Origin of the sequence: Tenacibaculum sp. Cn5-46, from assembly GCF_022347705.1 — a bacterium.
In the GTDB taxonomy this organism is placed as follows: domain Bacteria; phylum Bacteroidota; class Bacteroidia; order Flavobacteriales; family Flavobacteriaceae; genus Polaribacter; species Polaribacter aiptasiae.
The window spans coordinates 191,731-214,764 of record NZ_JAKRGD010000005.1; the positions used below are offsets into that span (position 1 = coordinate 191,731).

General features: G+C 30.7%; 19 protein-coding genes. 3 read left to right on the forward strand and 16 right to left on the reverse strand.

The features are described 5' to 3' along the window. Positions 1-4: 4 nt before the first annotated feature. Together MHN29_RS11555 and MHN29_RS11560 are read right to left on the reverse strand one after the other, a co-directional pair. A complete protein-coding gene (locus MHN29_RS11555) occupies positions 5-712 on the reverse strand; it encodes a LytTR family DNA-binding domain-containing protein (protein ID WP_235275819.1) in 708 nt (235 codons plus the stop codon). A gap of 3 nt (positions 713-715) precedes the next feature. Beyond that, positions 716-1,735, reverse strand: a complete 1,020-nt coding sequence (locus MHN29_RS11560; RefSeq protein WP_235275820.1) for a sensor histidine kinase — start codon at positions 1,733-1,735, stop codon at positions 716-718. Positions 1,736-1,932: 197 nt separating this feature from the next. On the opposite strand from MHN29_RS11560, the gene MHN29_RS11565 reads away from it, so the two are divergent. Beyond that, the gene (locus MHN29_RS11565) at positions 1,933-4,305 is read left to right on the forward strand and encodes an outer membrane beta-barrel family protein (protein ID WP_235275821.1); all 2,373 of its coding nucleotides are present in this window, start codon (positions 1,933-1,935) and stop codon (positions 4,303-4,305) included. Positions 4,306-4,353: 48 nt separating this feature from the next. Here the strand turns inward: MHN29_RS11565 and MHN29_RS11570 are convergent, their stop codons facing one another. The 8 genes from MHN29_RS11570 to ccoS all read right to left on the reverse strand — a co-directional run bounded on the left by MHN29_RS11570 (position 4,354) and on the right by ccoS (position 11,419). Next, complete coding sequence (locus MHN29_RS11570; RefSeq protein ID WP_235275822.1) at positions 4,354-5,187, reverse strand: universal stress protein; 834 nt, start codon at positions 5,185-5,187, stop codon at positions 4,354-4,356. A gap of 83 nt (positions 5,188-5,270) precedes the next feature. After that, positions 5,271-5,969, reverse strand: a complete 699-nt coding sequence (locus tag MHN29_RS11575) for a sulfite exporter TauE/SafE family protein (protein ID WP_235275823.1) — start codon at positions 5,967-5,969, stop codon at positions 5,271-5,273. Further along, positions 5,969-6,415: a FixH family protein gene (locus MHN29_RS11580; RefSeq protein ID WP_235275824.1), complete on the reverse strand. Its 447-nt coding sequence runs from the start codon at positions 6,413-6,415 to the stop codon at positions 5,969-5,971. Before MHN29_RS11580 ends, MHN29_RS11575 begins: the two co-directional genes overlap by 1 nt. Positions 6,416-6,456: 41 nt before the next feature. After that, on the reverse strand, positions 6,457-7,878 hold the full coding sequence (gene ccoG / locus MHN29_RS11585) for a cytochrome c oxidase accessory protein CcoG (protein WP_235275825.1): 1,422 nt from the start codon (positions 7,876-7,878) through the stop codon (positions 6,457-6,459). Between the two features lie 42 nt (positions 7,879-7,920). Then, on the reverse strand, positions 7,921-8,838 hold the full coding sequence (locus tag MHN29_RS11590; RefSeq protein ID WP_235275826.1) for a cbb3-type cytochrome c oxidase N-terminal domain-containing protein: 918 nt from the start codon (positions 8,836-8,838) through the stop codon (positions 7,921-7,923). An 11-nt stretch (positions 8,839-8,849) separates the two neighbouring features. After that, positions 8,850-9,017 (reverse strand): CcoQ/FixQ family Cbb3-type cytochrome c oxidase assembly chaperone, encoded by a 168-nt coding sequence (locus MHN29_RS11595; RefSeq protein WP_150900607.1) that lies wholly within the window; start codon positions 9,015-9,017, stop codon positions 8,850-8,852. Positions 9,018-9,022: 5 nt separating this feature from the next. Further along, on the reverse strand, positions 9,023-11,224 hold the full coding sequence (ccoN, locus tag MHN29_RS11600; protein WP_150900606.1) for a cytochrome-c oxidase, cbb3-type subunit I: 2,202 nt from the start codon (positions 11,222-11,224) through the stop codon (positions 9,023-9,025). A 33-nt stretch (positions 11,225-11,257) separates the two neighbouring features. Beyond that, positions 11,258-11,419, reverse strand: a complete 162-nt coding sequence (gene ccoS, locus MHN29_RS11605) for a cbb3-type cytochrome oxidase assembly protein CcoS (RefSeq protein WP_150900605.1) — start codon at positions 11,417-11,419, stop codon at positions 11,258-11,260. A gap of 209 nt (positions 11,420-11,628) precedes the next feature. Between ccoS and MHN29_RS11610 the strand changes: the two genes are divergently transcribed. Then, positions 11,629-12,327 carry a DUF3667 domain-containing protein gene (locus MHN29_RS11610; RefSeq protein ID WP_235275827.1) on the forward strand — a complete coding sequence of 233 codons (699 nt, stop codon included), beginning with the start codon at positions 11,629-11,631 and terminating at the stop codon, positions 12,325-12,327. Here MHN29_RS11610 and hemN read toward each other — a convergent pair. The 4 genes from hemN to MHN29_RS11630 all read right to left on the reverse strand — a co-directional run bounded on the left by hemN (position 12,324) and on the right by MHN29_RS11630 (position 17,521). Next, complete coding sequence (gene hemN, locus MHN29_RS11615; protein ID WP_235275828.1) at positions 12,324-13,688, reverse strand: oxygen-independent coproporphyrinogen III oxidase; 1,365 nt, start codon at positions 13,686-13,688, stop codon at positions 12,324-12,326. The genes MHN29_RS11610 and hemN overlap by 4 nt on opposite strands. Then, positions 13,688-14,386: a purine-nucleoside phosphorylase gene (deoD, locus tag MHN29_RS11620; RefSeq protein ID WP_235275829.1), complete on the reverse strand. Its 699-nt coding sequence runs from the start codon at positions 14,384-14,386 to the stop codon at positions 13,688-13,690. Before deoD ends, hemN begins: the two co-directional genes overlap by 1 nt. A gap of 1 nt (position 14,387) precedes the next feature. Then, positions 14,388-15,053 carry a deoxyribose-phosphate aldolase gene (gene deoC, locus MHN29_RS11625; protein WP_235275830.1) on the reverse strand — a complete coding sequence of 222 codons (666 nt, stop codon included), beginning with the start codon at positions 15,051-15,053 and terminating at the stop codon, positions 14,388-14,390. A 95-nt stretch (positions 15,054-15,148) separates the two neighbouring features. Next, complete coding sequence (locus MHN29_RS11630) at positions 15,149-17,521, reverse strand: heavy metal translocating P-type ATPase metal-binding domain-containing protein (RefSeq protein ID WP_235275831.1); 2,373 nt, start codon at positions 17,519-17,521, stop codon at positions 15,149-15,151. Between the two features lie 170 nt (positions 17,522-17,691). Between MHN29_RS11630 and MHN29_RS11635 the strand changes: the two genes are divergently transcribed. Beyond that, a complete protein-coding gene (locus MHN29_RS11635) occupies positions 17,692-18,312 on the forward strand; it encodes a Crp/Fnr family transcriptional regulator (RefSeq protein ID WP_317132390.1) in 621 nt (206 codons plus the stop codon). A 56-nt stretch (positions 18,313-18,368) separates the two neighbouring features. Here MHN29_RS11635 and MHN29_RS11640 read toward each other — a convergent pair whose 3' ends face one another. Beyond that, on the reverse strand, positions 18,369-18,677 hold the full coding sequence (locus MHN29_RS11640; RefSeq protein ID WP_150900598.1) for a DUF3467 domain-containing protein: 309 nt from the start codon (positions 18,675-18,677) through the stop codon (positions 18,369-18,371). Positions 18,678-18,730: 53 nt separating this feature from the next. Then, positions 18,731-23,002 carry a DNA-directed RNA polymerase subunit beta' gene (gene rpoC, locus MHN29_RS11645; RefSeq protein WP_235275832.1) on the reverse strand — a complete coding sequence of 1,424 codons (4,272 nt, stop codon included), beginning with the start codon at positions 23,000-23,002 and terminating at the stop codon, positions 18,731-18,733. Between the last annotated feature and the right edge of the window lie 32 nt (positions 23,003-23,034).

Below are 23,034 nucleotides of genomic sequence, written 5' to 3' on the forward strand. Positions count from 1 at the left end.
TTGGCTATTTGTATTTTACAAACTTCTGTAAAAAGTCTTCTTTGTAAGCTCTTCCCAGAGGTAAAACTTCTTCATTTGAAATATAGACCTGATTCCCAGAAACTTTTTCTAAATAACTAGTATTAACTATATACGATTTATGTATTTGTACGAAAGACACAGGTAATTTGGTTAACCAATTTTTCATTGACTCTGAACTTAAATATGTTTTTTCAGTAGTAACAATCTCCGTGTAATCTGCATCTGATTTTATAAATATGATATCATTGCTACTAACTTTTACAAAATCGTAGCCAGATTTCAATAAAAAAGTATCAGCTACTTCTACTATTTTACTTTCTTTTCCTTCTGATTTTGTTGATAACATTGAGGTACTTTTATGAATAGCCTGAACAAAACGTTGAAATGAAAAAGGTTTTAATAAATAATCTACAACATTGTATTCATAGCTTTCTAAAGCATAATCTGAAAACGCTGTTGTTAAAATTACTTGCGAATTATTTTTTAGTGTTTTTAAAAAATCGATACCCGATATTTTAGGCAAGTGAATATCTAAAAAGATTAAATCTACTTCTTCTTTTTGTAAAAAAGATAATGCCTCTATACCATCAGAAAAAGTTTCTAATAATTTTAAAGAGCCTACATCGTTAATATACTTTTGTAAAATACGTTGAGCAGGTGGTTGATCTTCTACTATAATACATGTTCTCATAGACTATTCTTTTTTTGAAAGTTGTAATTGTAAGTTCACTTTATATGTTTGATTACTGTCATCAATTTTTAGTGAATACTTATCAGGATACAAAATTTCTAGTCGCTTCTTTACATTTGCTAAACCAATTCCTTGGGATAAGTTTTGATTATTTGAACTAGACAAAAAACTATTCTCACAAACAAAATCTAATACTCCTTCTGAATTTACTTGTATATCTACATTAATGCGAATATCTGTACTTTGACTAGCTGTACTATGCTTAAATGCATTTTCTATAAACATTAATAAAATTAAGGGTGCTATTACATAATTAGCAGGAATCTTTGATGTATTAAAACGAACTTCTCCTCTATTTTCTATCTGTAATTCATTTAAAGCTGTAAAATGTTTTAAATGTTCTATTTCCGATTGAAGTAACACAAAATCTTCCTTACAATCATATAACATATAACGCAATACTGATGAAAGCTCTAAAATAATTGATGGTGTTTTTGGTGATTGCTCTATAGCGTAAGCATATAAATTATTTAAATTATTAAATAGAAAATGTGGATTTATTTGAGACTTTAAAAAACGTAATTCACTCTCTTTTACTGTAGATTCTAATTTATCTACCAAGCCTTGTTTTTTATGTGCATCCCATCCCAATTTAAAACTTACTAGTATTACTATAATTGGTAAAATATCGAGAAGCGTAAAGAATACATTTGAAATATATTTACCTCGTTCTCCTGCATAAAATATTTTTTCTAATACAAATTCTTCTGATATGTATAAATATACTAATGTTAATACAATAGCTATTCCAAATTCCTTATATCTTTTTTTATAAAATAATGTAGGAATAAAAATATAACTTATAATAAACGATACTAGTGCATAATGTGTAAAAAACACTAATCTATCTAAACTAATATCTGGACTATGCTTATCAAATGAAAATAGGAAAAAAATAACTATCAATAATGATATTTGAAAAAGCCATTCTTTACGTTCAATCTTACTAAATAGATGTTTCATAACTCAAAAATAAATGAATCTTATATAGTTACACACAAGTTTCCTATAAACGGTTAAATATTACCGATAAACAACAAAATATAAAAAATATCAATACCTAAGTTGTTTAGAGGTTAGTATTGGTTGTTTACCGATTTTATTTTTCACACTACTTCTTTCTTTGAAAATTTGTTGTTCTAAAGTTTAAAATACAAATCATGAAACAATTTGGAATACTCCTATGCTTATTGGTTTTAGCTTTTCCTAAAACATATGGGCAAACAGATACCAAAACAATTAATGGAAAAGTTATAGAAAGTAATAACCAATTACCTCTTGAGTTTGTTACTGTAATTGTAATGGATTCTACAAAGAACACTCCTATTTCTGGTACTACTACTGATGAAACTGGAGCTTTTAGTTTAAAAACAACCGCTTCTAATTTTTATATAGAAGCTCGTTTTATTGGGTTCAAGACAAAAAAAATAACTCAATTTAATCGTAATGCTTCAATTATTAAACTACCAACTATTACCTTGGAAGAAGACTCTGATAAACTAGACGAAGTTATTGTTCGTGCTGAAAAATCTCAAACTGTTTTTAAATTAGACAAACGTGTTTTTAATGTTGGTAAAGATTTAAGTAGTACAGGAGCTAGTGCTTTAGAAGTATTAAACAATGTTCCTTCTGTAACAGTTAACATCGAAGGACAAATTAGCTTACGAGGTAGTCAAGGTGTACAAATACTTATAAATGGAAAGCCATCTGTTTTAGCTAGTGAAGAAGGAAATGCTTTAGGAAGTATTACTGCTGACATGATCGAAAGTATTGAGGTAATTACCAATCCTTCTGCAAAATATGACGCTTCTGGAACTAGTGGAATTTTAAATATCATTTTAAAAAAATCAGAAAAGAAAGGGTTAAATGGTTCCATCTCTTTAAACACAGGTATTCCTAATAATCACAGTTTAGGTTTAAGTTTAAATAGACGTACTGAAAAATTCAACTTATTTAGCCAAATAGCTTATGGTAGACGTACTTTCCCTAGAGAAGGAAATAGTTCTAGTACCAACACTACAAGCAATACTCGATTAAGTACCACTAGTGATAGTGATAAAAACGAAAACTTCTTTAATCTAATTTTAGGTACTGATTATCATATCAATGAGCATAATATCCTTACCTTATCTGGTCATTATGCTTTCGAAAATGAAAAAGAAAGTGCTAGTCAACTTTACAATTTACAAGATGCTTCTTTAACTACTACCGATTCTTGGAATCGATTAGAAGACACTAGAGCTACGAATCCTAAATGGGAATATGAATTACAATATAAAAAGGATTTCACAGATCATAAAAAACATAATTTATTATTTAGTGCTTTAGGTACTTCTTTCTCTAAAGATAAAACCTCAAACTTTAATAATAATGTGCTTATAGGTAGTATGACTAATGCTATTCAGGAAGCAAAAACTAACTTTGCTCAAAATGAATATACTTTCAAATTAGATTATACACGTCCTATTCGCGATAACTATATCTTAGAAATCGGAGCTCAATATTTATTAGACAAAGTAACCAACACTTATACCGTACGTGATTTTATCAATAATAACTGGGTTACCAACACTGGATTTAGCAACGTATTTGATTATAATCAAGGAGTTTTAGGTACTTATGCTACTTTTGCCTATGAAAATGATACTTGGGGATTAAAAGGAGGTTTACGTTTAGAGACAACGAACCTTACTACAAAGTTAATTACCACAAATCAGAACAATAAACAAAACTATAGCAACCTATTCCCTAGCTTTCATAGTTCCTACAAAATAAATGATGATTTATCATTACAAGCTGGATATTCTAAACGTATTTTTAGACCTAGTTTATGGGATTTAAACCCTTTTGTTTCTTTTAGAGATAATTTTAACCTTAATGTTGGAAACCCTAATTTAACTCCTGAATTTACCGATTCTTTTGAAATAACCACTATTTATAAATTATCAAAAGCATCTATTAATGCAGGAATATACCATAGAGCAACAACAGATGTAATTGAAGACATTACCACAATTAATAACAATGTTACAACTTCTCAACCTCAAAACATCGGTACTAATCGTGCTACAGGTATAGAAATAAACACTAAATATTCTCCTATTTCTTGGTTTAGCTTTACGTCTGATTTTAACTACAATACTTTTGTAAGGAAAGGGCAGTTATTAAACAATAATTTTGATTTCACAGGAAATAGATGGAGCTTGAGAGGAACTGGTAAAATTAAGTTTCCTGCTGGATTTACTTTAGAGACTACAGGAAATTACCGTTCTAAATTTAAAACTGCTCAAAGTACCATATCTGATAATCTTTTTATGGATTTAGGTATTCGTAAAAAAATGCTAAAAGGTCGACTAAATGCTAGTTTAAGTGTTCGTGATGTATTTGCTTCAAGAAACTACGAAGAAGTAACTGTTCAAAATAACTTTAATAGAACTGCCTTTAGTCAAAGAGGACGTTTTGTTACCTTAGGAATTAGCTTCGGTTTTGGTAAAGGAGAAGCTATGGAATTTTCTGGTCAGAAAAGATTTTAAATACTTTAAATAAAAAAGTTAGCCTTTAATAGGCTAACTTTTCTTCTTTTATATTTTAAAGGTTAGTAACGGAAAACTACTATGATTAGCTACATCTTCTGTTATACTTCCTTCAAAGAAACGAGCCATTCCTTTTCTTCCTTTTGTAGCAATAACTAACATTTCTACATCATTTGCATTCACATAGTAACGTAAGCCATCTTCTACAGTATAATCTGATACAATATGAATTTGCTCTTTACTAAAACTTACTTCTCCTAGTTTATCTAAAAATCTTTGAATTTTTTCTTTTAATTCTGAAGTACTTTTAAACTTAGTTGAAGGAGTTTGTACATATACTAAATCTATTTTAGTATCTAAATCTTCAAAAAACAACTTTGCTCTTAGTAATGGAGTTATATCATCGTCAGAGAAATCGCAAGCAAAAACTACTTTTTTAATATTCTCTACTATTGGTTTTTCTTTAATTACTAATACCGGTACATGTGCATAACGTATTACTTTTTCTGTATTAGAACCAATGAATATTTCTTTTAATCCACTTGCTCCTCTAGAACCCATTACAATTAAATCTACATCTTCTTCTCTCGCTAATTGATCTAACTCGCTAAAAATTTTAAAATGCTTTATTATTGGTGTTACTTTTATGCCTTTTAAATAATCTTTTTGTAAAAAATTGTGAAACTTTTTTTCTGCCAATTTTAAATAAAAGAAGGTTTCGTTTTGAGCATAACTTTCCGACTTACTAACGATAGCATTAGATAATTCTAACATGTGTACAACTATAATTTCTGCATTTGCTTGTTTTGCTAAAAAAGAAGCTGTTTCTAAGGCATATTCTGAATGATTTGAAAAATCAACTGGTACAATTATTTTTTTCATAAGTAAGATATTTAAGGTTTAACTTCATATCTAAATTACTAAACATACACCAAGAAAATTATGATTTTTATCATGTGAAGCTTTTAATGACAACCTTTTACAGATGACGCTATTTCATTGACTGGCAATGGAGAAACATAAGGTATTCCAAGCCCTAAACCTCTTAAAACAAATAATACTCCTATAAAAACAACCACATAAGGAATAGCTTGTTGAATTCTTTTGCGAACAAGTACGTTGGCAAAATTTCCTATATATACCATTGTAGTCATTAAAGGTATAGTTCCTAACCCGAAAAGAAACATGTATAAGCTTCCAGAAAGTGAATTTGTTGTAGTTAAAGCTCCAAAAACAGCCATATAAACCAATCCACATGGAAGAAATCCATTTAAAAAACCTATGGTAAAAAAAGTATCATTTCCTTTCTTTTTAAGTTCTTTTCCTAAAGCCGATTTTACTTTCATAACCAATCTACTTATTGGTTTTGAAAAATTATATTTTTGGAAGGTTTTGGGAAGTAAAATTATCAAAATCATTACAACACCAACCACAATAGAAAGCTGTTGTTGAAAGCCGAAGAAATAAAATCCTTTTCCCAAAAAACCAAACAACAAACCTATTAGGCTATAGGTAAATAGTCTTCCAAAATGATAACTTGTAATTTGAAAAAACTGTTTTACTTTATTAGTTCTATCTACGGGTAACATAAAAGCAATTGGACCACACATACCTATGCAGTGAAAGCTTCCCAATAAACCTAATATGATTGCAGAAATATGCATTAGTAAATTAGTTCTTTCTGATATAAATAATCTTTATTTTTGTAGTTCCAGGAAACAGTTATGTTCCAGCGACCACCTAACAAACGTTTCTCAGGCACGAGCAAATATGTATTGGAAAGTGAAATAGGCATTTCAAAATCCAGTTGCTTATTAGATGGTCTATATAGGAACACTTTTCCTTTTATATCCTTAGGATTAAATTCTGTTGGAAAATAGATTTTTAATCCTTCTTTTTTCTTTTCAACTCTTACATTTTCTTTTAATGCTTTCGCATTCTTTGTCGCATTTATACTGTTTTGATATGCTAATTCTTTTTGATAATATTTATCAGATACCAAATCGTGATTATAACTTTTTCCTGTACTCATGGTTATTACGAAATACATTATAAAACCTATAAATCCAATAATTGCGATTACTATGCCCGTGCCCCAGTTTAGTTTCATTTTTATTGTTTTTAGTGTCATTGTTCCTAATGACGTTATTATTATCTATAACTTCTTGGTCCTAAAAAATTTGTTTTAGTGGTTTCTATTAATTTATCTCCACTAAACACTCCTATTTTTAGTGTTACCTTTTCTTTTTTCATTTCAGATTGATGCAACTCTATAAATAATGTTCCCTCTGCTAATCCTTGCTTTGGAACTTCAAAATTTTGATGTGTTACTGTTTCTATTTTCCCTTTATGAGATAGTAACTTATAACTAACATCATCAATCTGTTTTGTTGTTTTATTAATTACTTTGTATGTGTAAATATTACTAATAACTCCATTTTCTTTGTGCTGATATAACTGTCCTGGTAATCTTAAAATAGTAGCTTCAACATCATTTCTTAAAAACAACATTCCTATTAAAACCGCTATTAAAATTCCCAATACTGCAGAATATCCTTTCATTCTTGCTGAAAACTTAAAAGGAGCTTTCTTTACTATATTCTCTTCACTTGCATAACGAATAAGTCCTTTTGGTAACCCCACCTTTTCCATCATGTGATCACATTCATCTATACAAGCTGTACAGTTTACACACTCTAACTGTGTTCCATTTCGGATATCAATTCCTGTTGGACATACATTTACACATTGGAAACAATCAATACAGTCTCCTTTTCCTAATGCTGCTCTATCTTCTTTTTTCTTAAATTTTCCTCTTCCTTTCTCACCTTCTCCTCGAACATGATCATACGCTACATTAATAGTTTTGTTATCTAATAAAACTCCTTGTAACCTACCATATGGACAAGCGATAATACACACTTGTTCTCTGAACCAAGCAAAGATGAAGTAAAATACTCCTGTAAAAATTAATAGCGAAATAAGCGTTCTAATGTTATCAAATGGATTGCCTGTTACATAATCTATAACAGTATCTCCTCCTATCAGATAAGCTAAAAAAACATTTGCTATTATAAATGAGATAATAAAAAAGATGAACCATTTTAAAACTCTCTTTTTAATTTTCTCAGCATTCCATGCTTGTTTTTCTAAACGTATTTGTTTTCCTCTATCTCCTTCAATCCAATATTCTATTTTTCTAAAAACCATTTCTAAGAAAATGGTCTGTGGACAAATCCATCCACAAAAAATACGTCCAAAAACTACTGTAAAAAGTATTATAAATACAACTCCAATTATCATTGAAACCACCAACAAATGAAAGTCTTGTGGCCAAAATGGAAATCCGAAAATATTAAACCTACGCTCTAATACATTAAATAGTAAAAATTGATTCCCTTTAATTTTTATAAATGGAGCAAGCAATAAAAATGCTAGTAAAAAATAACTCACATAGGTTCTGTATTTATAAAACCTACCACTTGGTTTCTTAGGATATACCCAAGAACGCTTACCTTCTTCGTTGATGGTACCAATACTATCTCTAAATTGTTCGTTCTTGGGTGTCTCCATTTTCTCCAATTAAAAACCAAATTTGTTATTAAGAGTATTATTTTACTGTATACTGTCTTTTGCTTGTTCTTCTACTTTTACTTCAGCAGTAGTTCCTTCTTCTACATATTTTTCTCCTTGAGGAGCTTTAGGTTTTGCTGGTGTTGTTCCTTGAAATTTCAAAATATAACTAGCAACCTTTTGAATGTCTTTTGGTTTTAATGTTTTACCCCAAGCAACCATTCCTTTACCATCTCTACCTCCATTGGTAATAGTGTTGAAAACATTCTTAATTCCACCACCTAAAATCCAATATTCATCTGTTAGGTTAGGTCCTATACCACCTCCACCATCAGCAATGTGACAAGCAGCACAGTTTAAATTATAAACAGCCTTACCTCTATTTAAATCGCTTTCTGATGTTAATACTGTTACAGTTTCTGCATCAATTACTGCTTCTTTAGAAGTTGATCTAAAAGCAGCTAACTCTCTTTTAGCTTGCTCAACAGATTGTACATATTCCATCTCTTGATTATCTGCTCCTAACATATGGTATCTTACTAAATACACACATCCGAAAATGATTGTTGCATAGAACATATACAACCACCATGGCGGTAAGTTATTATCCAGCTCTTTAATTCCATCATAATTATGATCTAGAATTATTTCTTCTTCCTCTTCTACTGCTTTGGCTTCTGTCCATTTATTAATTAACTTCTTAGCCCAAGCCCAATGATCTACTTCTTCTGGATTCACTCCATCCTTTTCCATTTGGAGCTGTTCAGCCTTTTGTTGTGCAACTATGTTTACTAATTCTTTCATTAGAATTACTAAAATCAACGCTACAATAGCTATCCATACTAATGGATTTTCATACAAGCTAAATGGATTTTCGTACGACTTTATTGCTGTCATCAATGCAAAAAGTGTGAATCCTATAAAAGTGATATATGCTGCTGATTGAAAATATTTTTTCATCTTCTTTTATTTTAATCGTTTAACGGTAAATTGCTCACTTTACTTATGTAATCTTTCTTGGCTGTATATACCCACCAAAACAGTACTACAAAAAATGTAAAGAATATAGTTAACGAGATAATTGGATATATTTCAATACCTGCAATAGTCTCCATGTGATTTTTTACGAACTTCAACATAATTTCTAGTTTTTAGCACTTAATTGATCTTCTACATCTTTTACCTTTATATCTGTACCTAAACGCTGTAAATAAGCTATTAAGGCTACAATTTCCCTATCTTTCATCTCTATGAAAGTTTGTCCATTATCTGCCGCATATTTTTTATCTGCTGCATAATTCTTTGCAAAATCAGGATCTTGGTGTAAGTTCTCTTGAATCTTAGCTCCTTGTGCTTCCATACTTGCTTGTGCATTCGCAATATCTTCTTCAGTATATGGAACTCCTAAACTAACCATCGCTTTCATTTTTCCTTCAGTACTACTCTTATCTAGTTTATTTCTTACTAGCCATTTATAAGCTGGCATGATAGAACCTGGTGAAGTACTTTGTGGATCATACATATGATTTAAGTGCCAACTATCAGAATATTTACCTCCTACTCTTAATAAATCTGGTCCTGTACGTTTTGATCCCCATAGGAATGGATGATCATATACAAATTCTCCTGCTTTTGCATACTCTCCATAACGCTCAACTTCTGATCTGAATGGACGAATCATTTGTGAGTGGCATCCTACACATCCTTCACGGATATAGATGTCTCGTCCTTCTAATTCTAACGGCGAATATGGTTTTACGCTAGTAATTGTTGGAATATTAGATTTTACTAATAACGTTGGTACTATTTGTACAATACCTCCTATTAAAATTGCTATCGTAGCATAAATTGTTAATTTGATTGGTTTTCTTTCTAACCAAGTATGCCATGTTTCTCCTTTAGTTCTATACTTAGATACTTTTGTTAATGCTGGTGCTTCTGCTAATTCATCTGTTACATTACTTCCAGATTTTACAGTTTTTACAACATTGTATAACATTACTATGGCACCAAGAATAAACATACTTCCTCCAATAGCACGCATCCAGTACATAGGTATAATTTCATTTACAGTTTCTAAGAAGTTACCATAAGTTAAAGTTCCATCAGGATTAAACTGTTTCCACATTGATGCTTGAACAAATCCTGCTACATACATTGGTAAAGCATACATAATAATACCTAAAGTACCAATCCAGAAATGGAAGTTTGCTAATGCTGTAGAATATAATTTTGTTTTAAACATTCTTGGTATTAACCAATATAACATACCAAACGTTAAGAAACCATTCCATGCTAATGCTCCTACGTGTACGTGTGCAATAATCCAGTCTGAGAAGTGAGCAATTGCATTTACGTTTTTAAGCGATAACATTGGTCCTTCAAAAGTTGCCATACCATATCCTGTAATAGCTACTACCATAAACTTTAAAACTGGATCTGTACGTACCTTATCCCATGCTCCACGTAATGTTAATAATCCATTGATCATACCTCCCCAAGATGGTGCTATTAACATTACTGAAAACGCAACTCCTAAATTTTGAGCCCAATCTGGTAACGAAGTATATAATAAGTGGTGAGGTCCAGCCCAGATATAAATGAATATTAAAGACCAAAAGTGTACTATCGATAATCTATATGAATATACTGGTCGATTTGCAGCTTTAGGCACAAAATAATACATTAATCCTAAGAAAGGTGTTGTTAAGAAAAATGCTACGGCATTATGTCCGTACCACCACTGTACTAACGCATCTTGAACTCCTGCATAAACTGAATATGATTTTAAGAAGCTAACTGGTAACTCTAAACTGTTAAAAATGTGTAATACAGCTACAGTTACAAATGTTCCTAAATAGAACCAAATAGCAACATATAAGTGACGTTGTCTTCTTTGTAAAATTGTCCAAATCATGTTAGCACCAAAAGCTACCCATACTAAAGCAATGGCAATATCTATAGGCCATTCTAATTCTGCATATTCTTTTGATGTTGTATACCCTAAAGGTAATGTTATAGCTGCTGCAACAATAATTAATTGCCATCCCCAGAAGTTAAAATTACTCAGGAAGTTACTTGCCATACGTGCTTTCAACAATCGCTGTAATGAGTAATAAACTCCCGCAAATATTGCATTACCTACAAAGGCAAAAATTACTGCATTGGTATGTAATGGACGTAAACGACCAAAACTTAACCATGAAATCCCATCAGTAATATTTGGGAATAAAAACATAAAAGCCAGCAACAATCCTACCGAGAAACCTACAATCCCCCAGAGTAGTGTGGCGTAAATGAACTTTTTTACGATTTTATTATCGTAATAAAATTGTTGCATCTCCATAATTTATCTAAATTTAATATCTATTGTTAGTTGTTAATTTTTGTTTTCTTTTACCAATTCATCATCGAAAAGCATACGAACAGAAGGCGTATACGAATCATCGTACTGCCCTTTTTTTACCGAAACGATAAATGCAATAAAAAAAACAATTGCCACTAAGATGCTTAGTGTAAGTAGTAAGTAAATAACGCTCATATCTTGCCTGATAATTATAGTACAAAGGTAGATTTGAAGCTTTTCTTAAAACATGATATTTGTCATATTTCAAACTTTTATTAGAGATTTATTTACTTTTTTTTCAAATAAATAGCTCTTCTTTTTTTTAAAACTTGCAACTATTTCAATTTTATTTATTTTTGGAAGTGCTTAATTAAAATAAGCTATGGATTAAATATTTATTATAAATGAAATGTATTTCATGTAATAATGTGCATGAGGAAAATTATTGCCCTCATTGTGGAGAAAAGAAAAATGTAAAAAGGATTACTTTCCCTTCTATGTTTCAATATGCTATATCTTCTATCATAGATATGGATAAAGGCTTTTTATTTAACGTAAAATCTCTCTTTACAAACCCCAAAAAAATAATCACAAATTATATTCTTGGTAAAAGAAAAGATATTTTAAATCCAATTTCTTTTTTAATTTTTTCTATAACTATATATTTAATCATTGAAACTTTGCTGAAAGTACCTGCTAAAAAAAGTACCATTACAAATGTTGACAGGGAAGGCCTTGAAAAAATAGCTTATTTTGGAGGAAGATTTATTAGAGTATATTTTAAATATTTTTGGGTTTTTACTTTAATTCCCTTGAGTTTTCTAACTAGAATTCTTTTTAGGAAATATAATTATTCTGAACATCTAGCTATCAACTCTTTTATTTTAGGTCAAATAACATTGATAGGGATATTAAGTCATTTGATTTTTAGAAAACCTATTATTATAGACCCGGTTATTTATATAGCATTAATACTATATATTTATATTGTCTTTAAAAATAAAAATGATAAAGTGGAAACAGCCATTTTATCATTTTTCACCATCTTCTTATTTATTATTATAATGATGGGGATTATTGTTACACTAGGTTATCTAAGTTAAATAGTCATAGAAAATAGTTTCGCTTCTGGTTGTTTTTCGTGTAATTTTTTATCAAACGCCATACAAATGTTTCGCACATACGGTCTTGCTTCTTCAGGAACTGTTAGCTTTTTATCCTCTATAAAAACTAGCTTATCCTCAATCATTTCTTCTAGTTTATTTAAATGCTCATTTACATTTTCTATTTGTAAATTTTCTTCTTCCCATGAAGTAGAAAAATGGCACATAATATTTAAAATATGCTTTCTTATTACTAAATCTTCTTTAGATAAAATGTGTCCTCGAAAAACTGGAATTTCACCTTCATTTACAACTTTTTGATATTCTTTTACAGTTTTTACATTTTGAGCAAAACCATACCATGAATCTGATATTGCCGACATTCCTAAACCAATCATTAATTGAGTTTTGTTAGCGGTATATCCCATAAAGTTTCTATGCAATGTTTTCTCTTCTGTTGCTTTATACAAACTATCGGTCGGTAATGCAAAATGATCCATTCCTATCTCTATATAGCCCATCTCTGCAAATAACTCCTTCCCTATTTCATATAACTCTCGCTTTTCCTCATTCTTTGGTAAATCTTGTTCATTAAAACCTCTTTGCCCCACTCCTTTTACCCAAGGTACATGTGCATAACTATAAAATGAGATTCTATCTGGTTGTAATTCTTTTGTTTTATTAATAGTGTGAATTACATTTTCTTTTGTTTGAAATGGAAGTCCAAAAACTAAATCGTGGCTAATTGATGTATATCCTATTTCTTTTGCTAATCGATGTGCTCTTTCTACATTTTCAAAAGGTTGAACTCTATGAATTGCTTCTTGTACTTTTAAATTATAATCCTGTACTCCAAAACTTACTCTAGTAAAACCTACATCATATAAAGTTTGTAATTGCTCTTTGGTTGTATTGTTCGGGTGTCCTTCAAAACTAAACTCGTGATTAGGATGTTTTTTTGCTTTTAAAAAGATTCCATCAATTAACTTTTTTAATTGTTCTTTCGAAAAAAACGTTGGTGTACCTCCTCCTAAATGGATTTCTTTTACTAATGGTACTTCATCAACTAAATCAACATATAAATTCCATTCTTTTAATACGGTTTCTATGTATGGTTCTTCAACTTCATGACGTTTTGTTATATGTTTATGACATGCACAAAACGTACACAAACTTTCACAGAATGGTAAATGAATGTATAAACTAATTCCTTCTGTTGAATTACTTTCTATAAACGATTTCTTAAAAGTTTCGATCCATTTTTCTTTTGAAAAAGTATTTTCATCCCAATAAGGTACAGTTGGATAACTTGTATATCTTGGACCTGGTATATTATATTTTTGAATTAGTGAGTTTTTCATTATAAAGTTCCTAATGCGATTTCTATCATTTCTTTAAACGTTTGCTCTCTTTCATCAGCTGTGGTTCTTTCTCCTGTAACCAGACTATCAGATATGGTTAATATTGACAATGCATTGACTTTGTGTTTAGCTGCCACTGTATACAAACCATTTGTTTCCATTTCTACACATAAAACACCATAATCTGCCCACTTTTTATAGCTTTCAAATTCATCTGCATAAAACTCATCTGAACTTAAAATATTTCCTGCTTTTATAGCAATTCCTTTTTCATTGGCTGTATTTAATGCTTTTTGAAATAATTCAAAACTAGCAGTCGGGGCATAATCAGCACCATTAAATCGAATAGTATTTAATCCAGAATTGGTTGATGCTGCCATTGCTATTACAATATCCCTAATACCTACTTCTTTTTGATATGAACCTGCCGAACCTACGCGGATTAAATTCTTTACACCATATTCGGTAATCAATTCATGAGCATAGATTAATGTACTTGGTATTCCCATTCCTGTTCCTTGTACCGAAACTCTCTTTCCTTTATACTCTCCGGTGTATCCTAGCATTCCTCTTACATCATTATAACAAACAGGGTCTTCTAAAAAAGTTTCAGCAATCCATTTAGCTCTCATTGGATCTCCTGGTAATAATACCGTTTCTGCTACTTCTCCCTTTACGGCCGCTATATGTACACTCATCTTAATATTTGTTTTTGTCTGAAATTCCTTTTGTTACTAAAGAAACTCCTGATGATGTTCCTAAACGAGTTACCCCCATTTCAATATACTCAACTGCAGTAGCAGTATCTCTTACTCCACCTGCTGCTTTTATTTGAGCCTTATCTCCAACTACTTCTTTCATTATTTTAACATCTTCAAAGGTTGCTCCTCCTGTTCCAAAACCTGTTGATGTTTTAACAAAATCTGCCCCTGCATTTACCGCTAATTGCGAGGCTATTTTTATTTGTTCTTTTGTTAGGTAGCAATTTTCAAATATTACCTTCAATATATTTTCTCCTATTGCTTCTTTTATCAATCTAATTTCATTCTCTACATATTCATTTTCTCCATCTATTAATTTTCCTACATTGATAACCATATCTATTTCTGAAGCTCCTTTTTCAATACATTTTTTTGCTTCAAAAATTTTAGATTCTGTATCCATAGCTCCTAATGGAAAACCTATTACTGCTGCTATTTTTATAGCAGAACCTTTCAATTCTTCTTTTACTAAGGTTACATATGAACCATTTACACAAACTGCACAAAAATCATATTCTTTGGCTTCTTCACATAGCTTTACAATATCTTCTTTTGTTGCTACTGCTTTTAATAATGTGTGATCTATATATTTATTTATTTGCATAATATTTTATTTTTATTCTAGTTATCTTCCTTAAAACATACAAAGATAACTGTACTCTTTTTTCTTTTTTTGAATTTTAAAACTTCTCAAAAGCCTTATTTAATTTTCTTTCCTATTAAATTTGTTGCCACTGTTGTAAACACTACAATACTAATAGAACTTAAAGGCATTAAAATTGCAGCTATTACTGGTTTTAATTGCCCTGTAGTTGCAAAATACAATCCTATAACGTTATATAATAAAGACAATAAAAAACTATATTTTATGATTTGAATTGCTTTTTTAGATACCTTGATATAATTTGCTATTTGATTAAATTTTGAAGCATCTAAAATTGCATCACAAGCAGGAGAAAATACATTTATATTTTCTGACAATGCTATACCAACATTACTTTGTGCCAATGCTCCAGCATCATTTAATCCATCACCAATCATAATTACACTTTTATCTTTTTGTTGTAATTTTTCTACATAAGACAATTTATCTTCTGGCTTCTGATTGAATAAAAATCTAGTATTCTCTGGTAAAATAGTTTGTAAATACTTTTTTTCTCCTTCATTATCTCCAGAAACAACCGCTAATTCATAATTCGATTTTAATTCTGAGAATAAATTATTCACTCCTTTTCTATATGCATTCTTAAAAACATACTTTCCTTTATAAGCATCGTTTATACTAATATGCACTGAAGTATCTAAATTTATCTGCTCTTCTATATTATTTACAAAAGATGATGAACCTACTTTTATTTTTATTTGTTTATAATTAGCTTCTATCCCCTTTCCAGTATGTTCTTTAAAATTTTCTATCGTTATTGTTTCTTCTATTAATGAATTATATAACATTCTACTTAAAGGATGATTTGAAGCTCTAAGTGTACTTTTCAATACTGTTTTTTCTAGCTCCTCTAAATCTGTTCCTTGATACTCAATTTTATTTTCTTTATTTGTAGTAAGAGTACCAGTTTTATCAAAAATTACTGAATCGGTTGCAGCTAATTGCTCCAATACAGTAGCATTTTTTATGTAAAACTTTTTCTTACCTAAAATACGTAACATATTTCCTAAGGTAAATGGAGCTGCTAATGCTATAGCACAAGGACAAGCTATAATTAATACTGCAGTAAATACATTTAATGCCTTAGATGCATCATAAAACCACCAGAAACTAGTTGCTATAATAGCTATAATTAAAATTGTAATGGTAAAATGTTGACTTATCTTATCTGTTAGTGTTTTAAATGATGAGTTTTTATCTTTTTGAAATACATCATTGCTCCACAATTGTGTTAAATAACTTTGTGAAACTGATGCTAAAACCTCCATTTCAATAATACCTGACAACTGTTTTCCTCCTGCAAATAATTTATCTCCTGACTTTTTTGAAACTGGAATTGCTTCTCCTGTAACAAAACTATAATCTATCTCTGCTTCACCATTTATTAAGATTCCATCAACTGGTATTAGCTCTTGATTTCTTATTAATAATCTATCTCCTTTTTTTACATCATATATCTGTGCATTTTCCTCTTTTCCTTCTGAAGTAAGCCTAGTAACAGCAATTGGAAAATAGGACTTATAATCGCGTTCAAATGATAGAAAGTTATATGTTTTTTGCTGAAAAAACTTTCCTAACAATAGGAAAAACACCAAACCAGTTAGAGAATCAAAAAAACCAGTTCCTAAATCAAAAATAATTTCAATAGAACTTCTAATAAATAAAATAGAAACTCCCAAAGCAATAGGAACATCTATATTCAGGATTTTAGAACGTAATCCTTTATATGCTGAAATAAAATAATCTTGTGCAGCATAAAAAACTATTGGTAATGAAAAGAAAAACATTAACCAACGGAAAACTCCTTTGTATTGTTCTAACCAAAATTCTGATACTTCAAAATACTCTGGAAATGAAAGAAACATTACATTTCCAAAGGCAAACCCAGCTATTCCTAATTTATAAATTAAGCTTCTATCAACCTTTTTCTTTCCTACTTCGTAATCTTCCAAAGAAATATATGGTTCATACCCTATGGAGCTCAATAATAAAACAACTTCTTGTAATGAAATCTCGTCTAAATTATATGTAATTCGTACCGTTTTCTTTGGAAAGTTAACTTGTGAGTTTATTATACTCTTTTGAAGTTTATGTAAGTTTTCTAATACCCAAATACATGAACTACAATGTATATGCGGAATATATAAATTAACGACTTGAGTATTTCCATCGTTAAACTCTAATAATTTATTTACAATAGATTCATTTTCAAGAAAATCATATTTCCCTTGAATCTCTTCAGGAATTGCTCCTGGATTGTTCTGAAAATCGTAATAACAAGTTAAATCATTTTCTGAAAAAATTTCAAATACTGTCTTACATCCATTACAGCAAAAGAACTTTTCTTCTACTCTAATTTTATCAGTATCGCACTCGTTACCACAATGAAAACATATCTTGCTTTCCATATTTACTCATTTGCCTGATACAAAGGTCGTTTTTTATGCAAGTAATAAACATGATATTTATCAGTTTTCGTTATCTTTGAAGTATGCTACAAAACTCAGAAACTCACACTAAATGTGAACAGTGTATTATTAGGCAATTCAACTCATTAAAGTCCTTAACAAAAAGTGAATTGATTAGGATTTCTGGGTGTAAAACGTCTAAAACAATCAAAAAAGGTGAACCTCTTTTTCAAGAAGGCGAGCATATAAACGGTATTTTTTGTATTAAAGACGGTCTCTGTAAGGTTTCTAAAATGAGTGATAATGGTAGAGATCAAATCATTCACTTAATCAGAAAAGGAGATATTATAGGTGAACGTAGTTTAATTAATGATGAAGTTTCAAATCTAAAAGCAGTAGCCGTTAATGATATGGAAGTTTGTTTTATCCCTAAAGAAGAAATAATAAAGGATTTACAGAATAATTCTAACTTCTCTATGGATATGCTTAAAAAAATGGCTTCTTCTCTTAAAAATGCAGATAACGTTATTGTTGACATGGCTCAAAAAACCGTAAAACAACGTTTAGCAGATACTCTTATTTTTTTAGATAGTGAATTTGAAAAAAATGAAGATGGTTCTATAGGTATACTTTTAACTAGAGAAGATATTGCTAATATTATAGGTACAGCTACAGAAAGCGCCATTCGTTTACTTTCTGACTTTAAAAAGAAAAAGCTAATTAATTTAAAAGGTAAACAAATCTTTGTTTTAAATATTCCTGGGCTTCAACAAATTTCTCAAGGTTTTTAAATAACAGATATATAATAAAAACAAAAAAATCGTCTTAATTAAGACGATTTTTTGTTTTATGCTTCTCCTGTTGTACCTCCAAAATTCATTGGAATAGGAACTTGCTCATAATCTTTTATTTCACCATGTGCTTGTTCAAACTTTCGAACATTTTCTGCTAATGCTTTAGATAATCTTTTAGCATGTTGTGGTGTTAAGATTATTCTTGATTTTACTTTAGCCTTAGGTACACCTGGCATTATATTAATAAAATCAACTATAAATTCAGATACTGAATGGTTAATTATAGCTAAATTACTATAAGTTCCTTCTGCAATATCTTGATCTAATTCTATATTTAATTGTGGTTCTTTATGATCTTCCATATTAAAATTTAAAAAAAAGACCTCTAAATTTTTAGAGGTCTTTGTATTGAAATTTATAAACTTTTTTCAATTTCATCTTTAGGCCCTACGATTTGACTATCGTAAGATCTCATTCCTGTACCTGCTGGAATTCTCTTACCAACAATTACATTTTCTTTTAATCCTTCTAATGTATCAACTTTACCGTTTACTGCAGCTTCGTTTAATACTTTAGTAGTCTCCTGGAACGACGCAGCTGAAATAAATGACTTAGTTTGTAACGAAGCTCTTGTAATACCTTGCAATACTTGCTCTGCAGTTGCTGGCTGTGCTTCTCTTGCTACTACTAATTCTTTATCTGCTCTACGCAATAATGAATTTTCATCTCTTAATTGACGAGCTGAAACTATTTGTCCTGGTTTTAAGTTCTCAGAATCTCCTGCATCCTCAACAACTTTCATTCCGTAAATAGCATCGTTTTCTTTGATAAAGTCGTTTTTGTGAATTAATTGATTTTCTAAGAATAAAGTATCTCCTGAATCAATAACTCTAACTTTACGCATCATTTGACGTACTACTACCTCGAAGTGCTTGTCGTTAATTTTTACCCCTTGTAAACGATATACTTCTTGAATTTCGTTTACTAAGTATTCTTGTACAGCAGAAGGTCCTTTGATATTTAAGATATCTATTGGAGTAATAGCTCCATCAGATAAAGGCATACCTGCTTTAATGAAATCGTTCTCTTGAACTAAAATTTGGTTTGATAACTTCACTAAATATTTAGTAATCTCTCCTGTTTTAGATTCAATAATAATCTCACGATTACCACGCTTAATTTTACCGAAAGATACAACCCCATCAATTTGAGCAACTACTGCTGGGTTAGATGGATTACGTGCTTCGAATAACTCTGTTACACGTGGTAAACCTCCTGTAATATCCCCTGCTTTACCAGACTTACGTGGAATCTTAACTAATGTATGACCTGATTCTACTTTATCACCATCATTTACCATTAAGTGTGCACCTACTGGTAAACTGTACGAACGTAAAGCATTACCATCTGCATCTTCAATAATTAATGAAGCAATAATTTTCTTATTTTTAGAATCAATCATTACTTTTTCTTGGAAACCTGTTTGCTCATCAATTTCAACAGTATAGTTAATACCTTGTTCTAAATTGTCAAACTTAACTTTTCCATTGAATTCTGAAACAATAACTCCATTAAATGGATCCCATTGACAAACTGCATCTCCTTTTTTGATTGATTTAAGATCTTTATCAAATATGATCGAACCATAAGGAATGATATTAGTACTTAATACTATGTCAGTTTTCTTATCAATGATTTTAATTTCAGCTGTACGAGAGATTACGATATCTACTTCTTTACCTTCGTTATCTTTACCTTTAACAGTACGTAAATCTTCTATCTTAACATTTCCATCAAACTTAGCTATTAACTTGTTCTCTTCTGAAATGTTTCCTGCTACCCCTCCTACGTGGAATGTACGTAACGTTAACTGCGTACCTGGCTCTCCAATCGATTGTGCTGCAATTACACCTACTGCTTCTCCTCTTTGTACTTTCTTTCCTGTAGATAAAGATTGTCCGTAACATTTTTCGCAAATACCTCTTTCAGATTCACAAGTTAATGCAGAACGTACTTCTACTTTGTCTACTCCAGCAGCTTCAATTTTTTCAGCTATAATTGGTGTAATTAACTCTCCTGATTCAATTAATAATTCATCAGTTTTTGGAGCATATACATTGTGTAATGATGTACGACCAGAAATTCTTTCACTTAAAGGCTCAACGATTTCATCGTTTTTCTTTAATGGAGTAATTTCTAATCCTCTTAATGTACCACAATCTACTTCATTTACAATAACATCCTGAGATACATCTACTAAACGACGTGTTAAGTATCCTGCATCGGCTGTTTTTAATGCGGTATCGGCAAGTCCTTTACGAGCACCGTGCGTTGAGATAAAGTATTCTAAAATCGATAATCCTTCCTTAAAGTTAGATAAAATCGGGTTTTCAATAATTTCTCCACCACTTGCTGTAGATTTCTTAGGTTTTGCCATTAATCCACGCATACCTGTTAACTGACGAATCTGCTCTTTCGATCCACGTGCTCCAGAATCTAACATCATAAATACTGAGTTAAATCCTTGTTGGTCTTCACGTAAACGCTTCATCGATAATTCAGTTAATCTGTTGTTTGTAGATCCCCAAACATCAATTACCTGGTTATAACGCTCTTTCTGCGTTAACATACCCATGTTATAGTTCATGATTATACCATCTACCTCTTTGTTTGCTTCAGCAATCATAGAGTGCTTTTCTTCTGGTATAATGATATCTCCTAATGAGAATGATAAACCACCTTCGAAGGCGTATTTATATCCCATGTTTTTAATCTCATCTAAGAATTTTCCAACTGCAGGAATATCAGTAACTTTTAAAATACCACTAATTACTCCTCTTAATGATTTCTTAGTTAAGACTTCATTAATATATCCTGCTGCTTCTGGTACAACTTCATTAAATAAAACTCTACCAACAGTTGTTTGTATGATCTTAACAACTGGTTCTCCGTCCTCTACATCGTTAGTACGAACTTTGATTCCAGCATTTAAGTCTACTCTTTCTTCATTTAAGGCAATAATTACCTCTTCTGGTGAATAGAAAGTTAACCCTTCTCCTTTAATAGGTACTTCTGGAGTTGACTTTCTTTCTTTAGTCATATAGTATAGTCCTAATACCATATCCTGAGATGGTACAGTAATAGGTGCACCATTTGCAGGGTTTAAGATATTATGAGATCCTAACATTAATAACTGAGCTTCTAAGATAGCCTCTGGTCCTAATGGTAAGTGAACCGCCATCTGATCTCCATCAAAATCGGCATTGAAGGCAGAACAAGCAAGTGGGTGTAAACGTATTGCTTTTCCTTCAATTAATTTTGGTTGGAACGCTTGAATACCTAAACGGTGTAACGTTGGTGCACGGTTTAATAAAACTGGGTGTCCTTTAATTACGTTTTCTAAGATATCCCAAACAACTGGTTCTTTTCTATCTATAATTTTCTTTGCAGATTTTACAGTTTTTACAATACCTCTTTCGATTAACTTACGAATAACGAAAGGCTTGTATAATTCTGCTGCCATATCTTTTGGCAATCCACATTCAAATAATCTTAACTCTGGTCCAACAACAATTACAGAACGTGCAGAATAATCAACACGCTTACCTAATAAGTTTTGACGGAAACGTCCTTGCTTACCTTTTAAACTATCAGATAATGATTTTAATGGACGGTTAGATTCTGTTTTTACTGCAGATGATTTACGTGTGTTATCAAATAATGAATCTACCGATTCTTGTAACATACGTTTCTCGTTACGTAAAATAACTTCAGGAGCTTTAATCTCCATTAAACGCTTTAAACGGTTATTACGGATAATAACACGACGGTATAAATCATTTAAATCTGAAGTAGCGAAACGACCTCCATCTAATGGTACTAATGGACGTAACTCTGGCGGTATAACTGGAACCGCTTTCATAATCATCCATTCTGGGTTGTTTTCTCTATTCTTTTGAGAATCTCTAAATGCTTCAACAACATTTAAACGCTTTAATGCTTCGTTTTTACGTTGCTTAGAAGTTTCAGTATTTGCTTTATGACGTAATTCAAATGATAACGTATCTAAATCGATTCTTTCTAATAAATCAATTAAACATTCAGCTCCCATTTTAGCGATAAACTTGTTTGGGTCTGAATCATCTAAATACATATTCTCTTGTGGAAGTGTATCTAAAATATCTAAATACTCTTCTTCTGTTAAGAAGTCCATTTTTTGTAATGGTTCTCCTTCAGCATTTTTAGCTTCTCCTGGTTGAATTACTACGTAACGCTCGTAGTAAATAATCATATCTAACTTTTTAGATGGTAACCCTAAAAGGTATCCCATTTTGTTAGGTAATGATCTAAAGTACCAAATATGAGCAACTGGTACTACTAAATTAATGTGACCTACTCTATCTCTACGTACTTTTTTCTCAGTAACTTCAACACCACAACGATCACAAACGATTCCTTTATATCGGATTCGCTTATATTTTCCACACGCACACTCATAATCCTTTACAGGACCAAAAATACGTTCACAAAATAAACCATCTCTTTCTGGTTTGTGTGTACGGTAGTTAATAGTTTCTGGCTTTAAAACCTCACCTCTTGATGCCTCTAAAATAGATTCAGGTGATGCTAAACCAATTGAAATTTTGTTAAACTTTTTAACAGTGTATTTTTCGTTCTTTCTTGCCATAATAACTAATGGATTCGAATTAAAAATTTGCC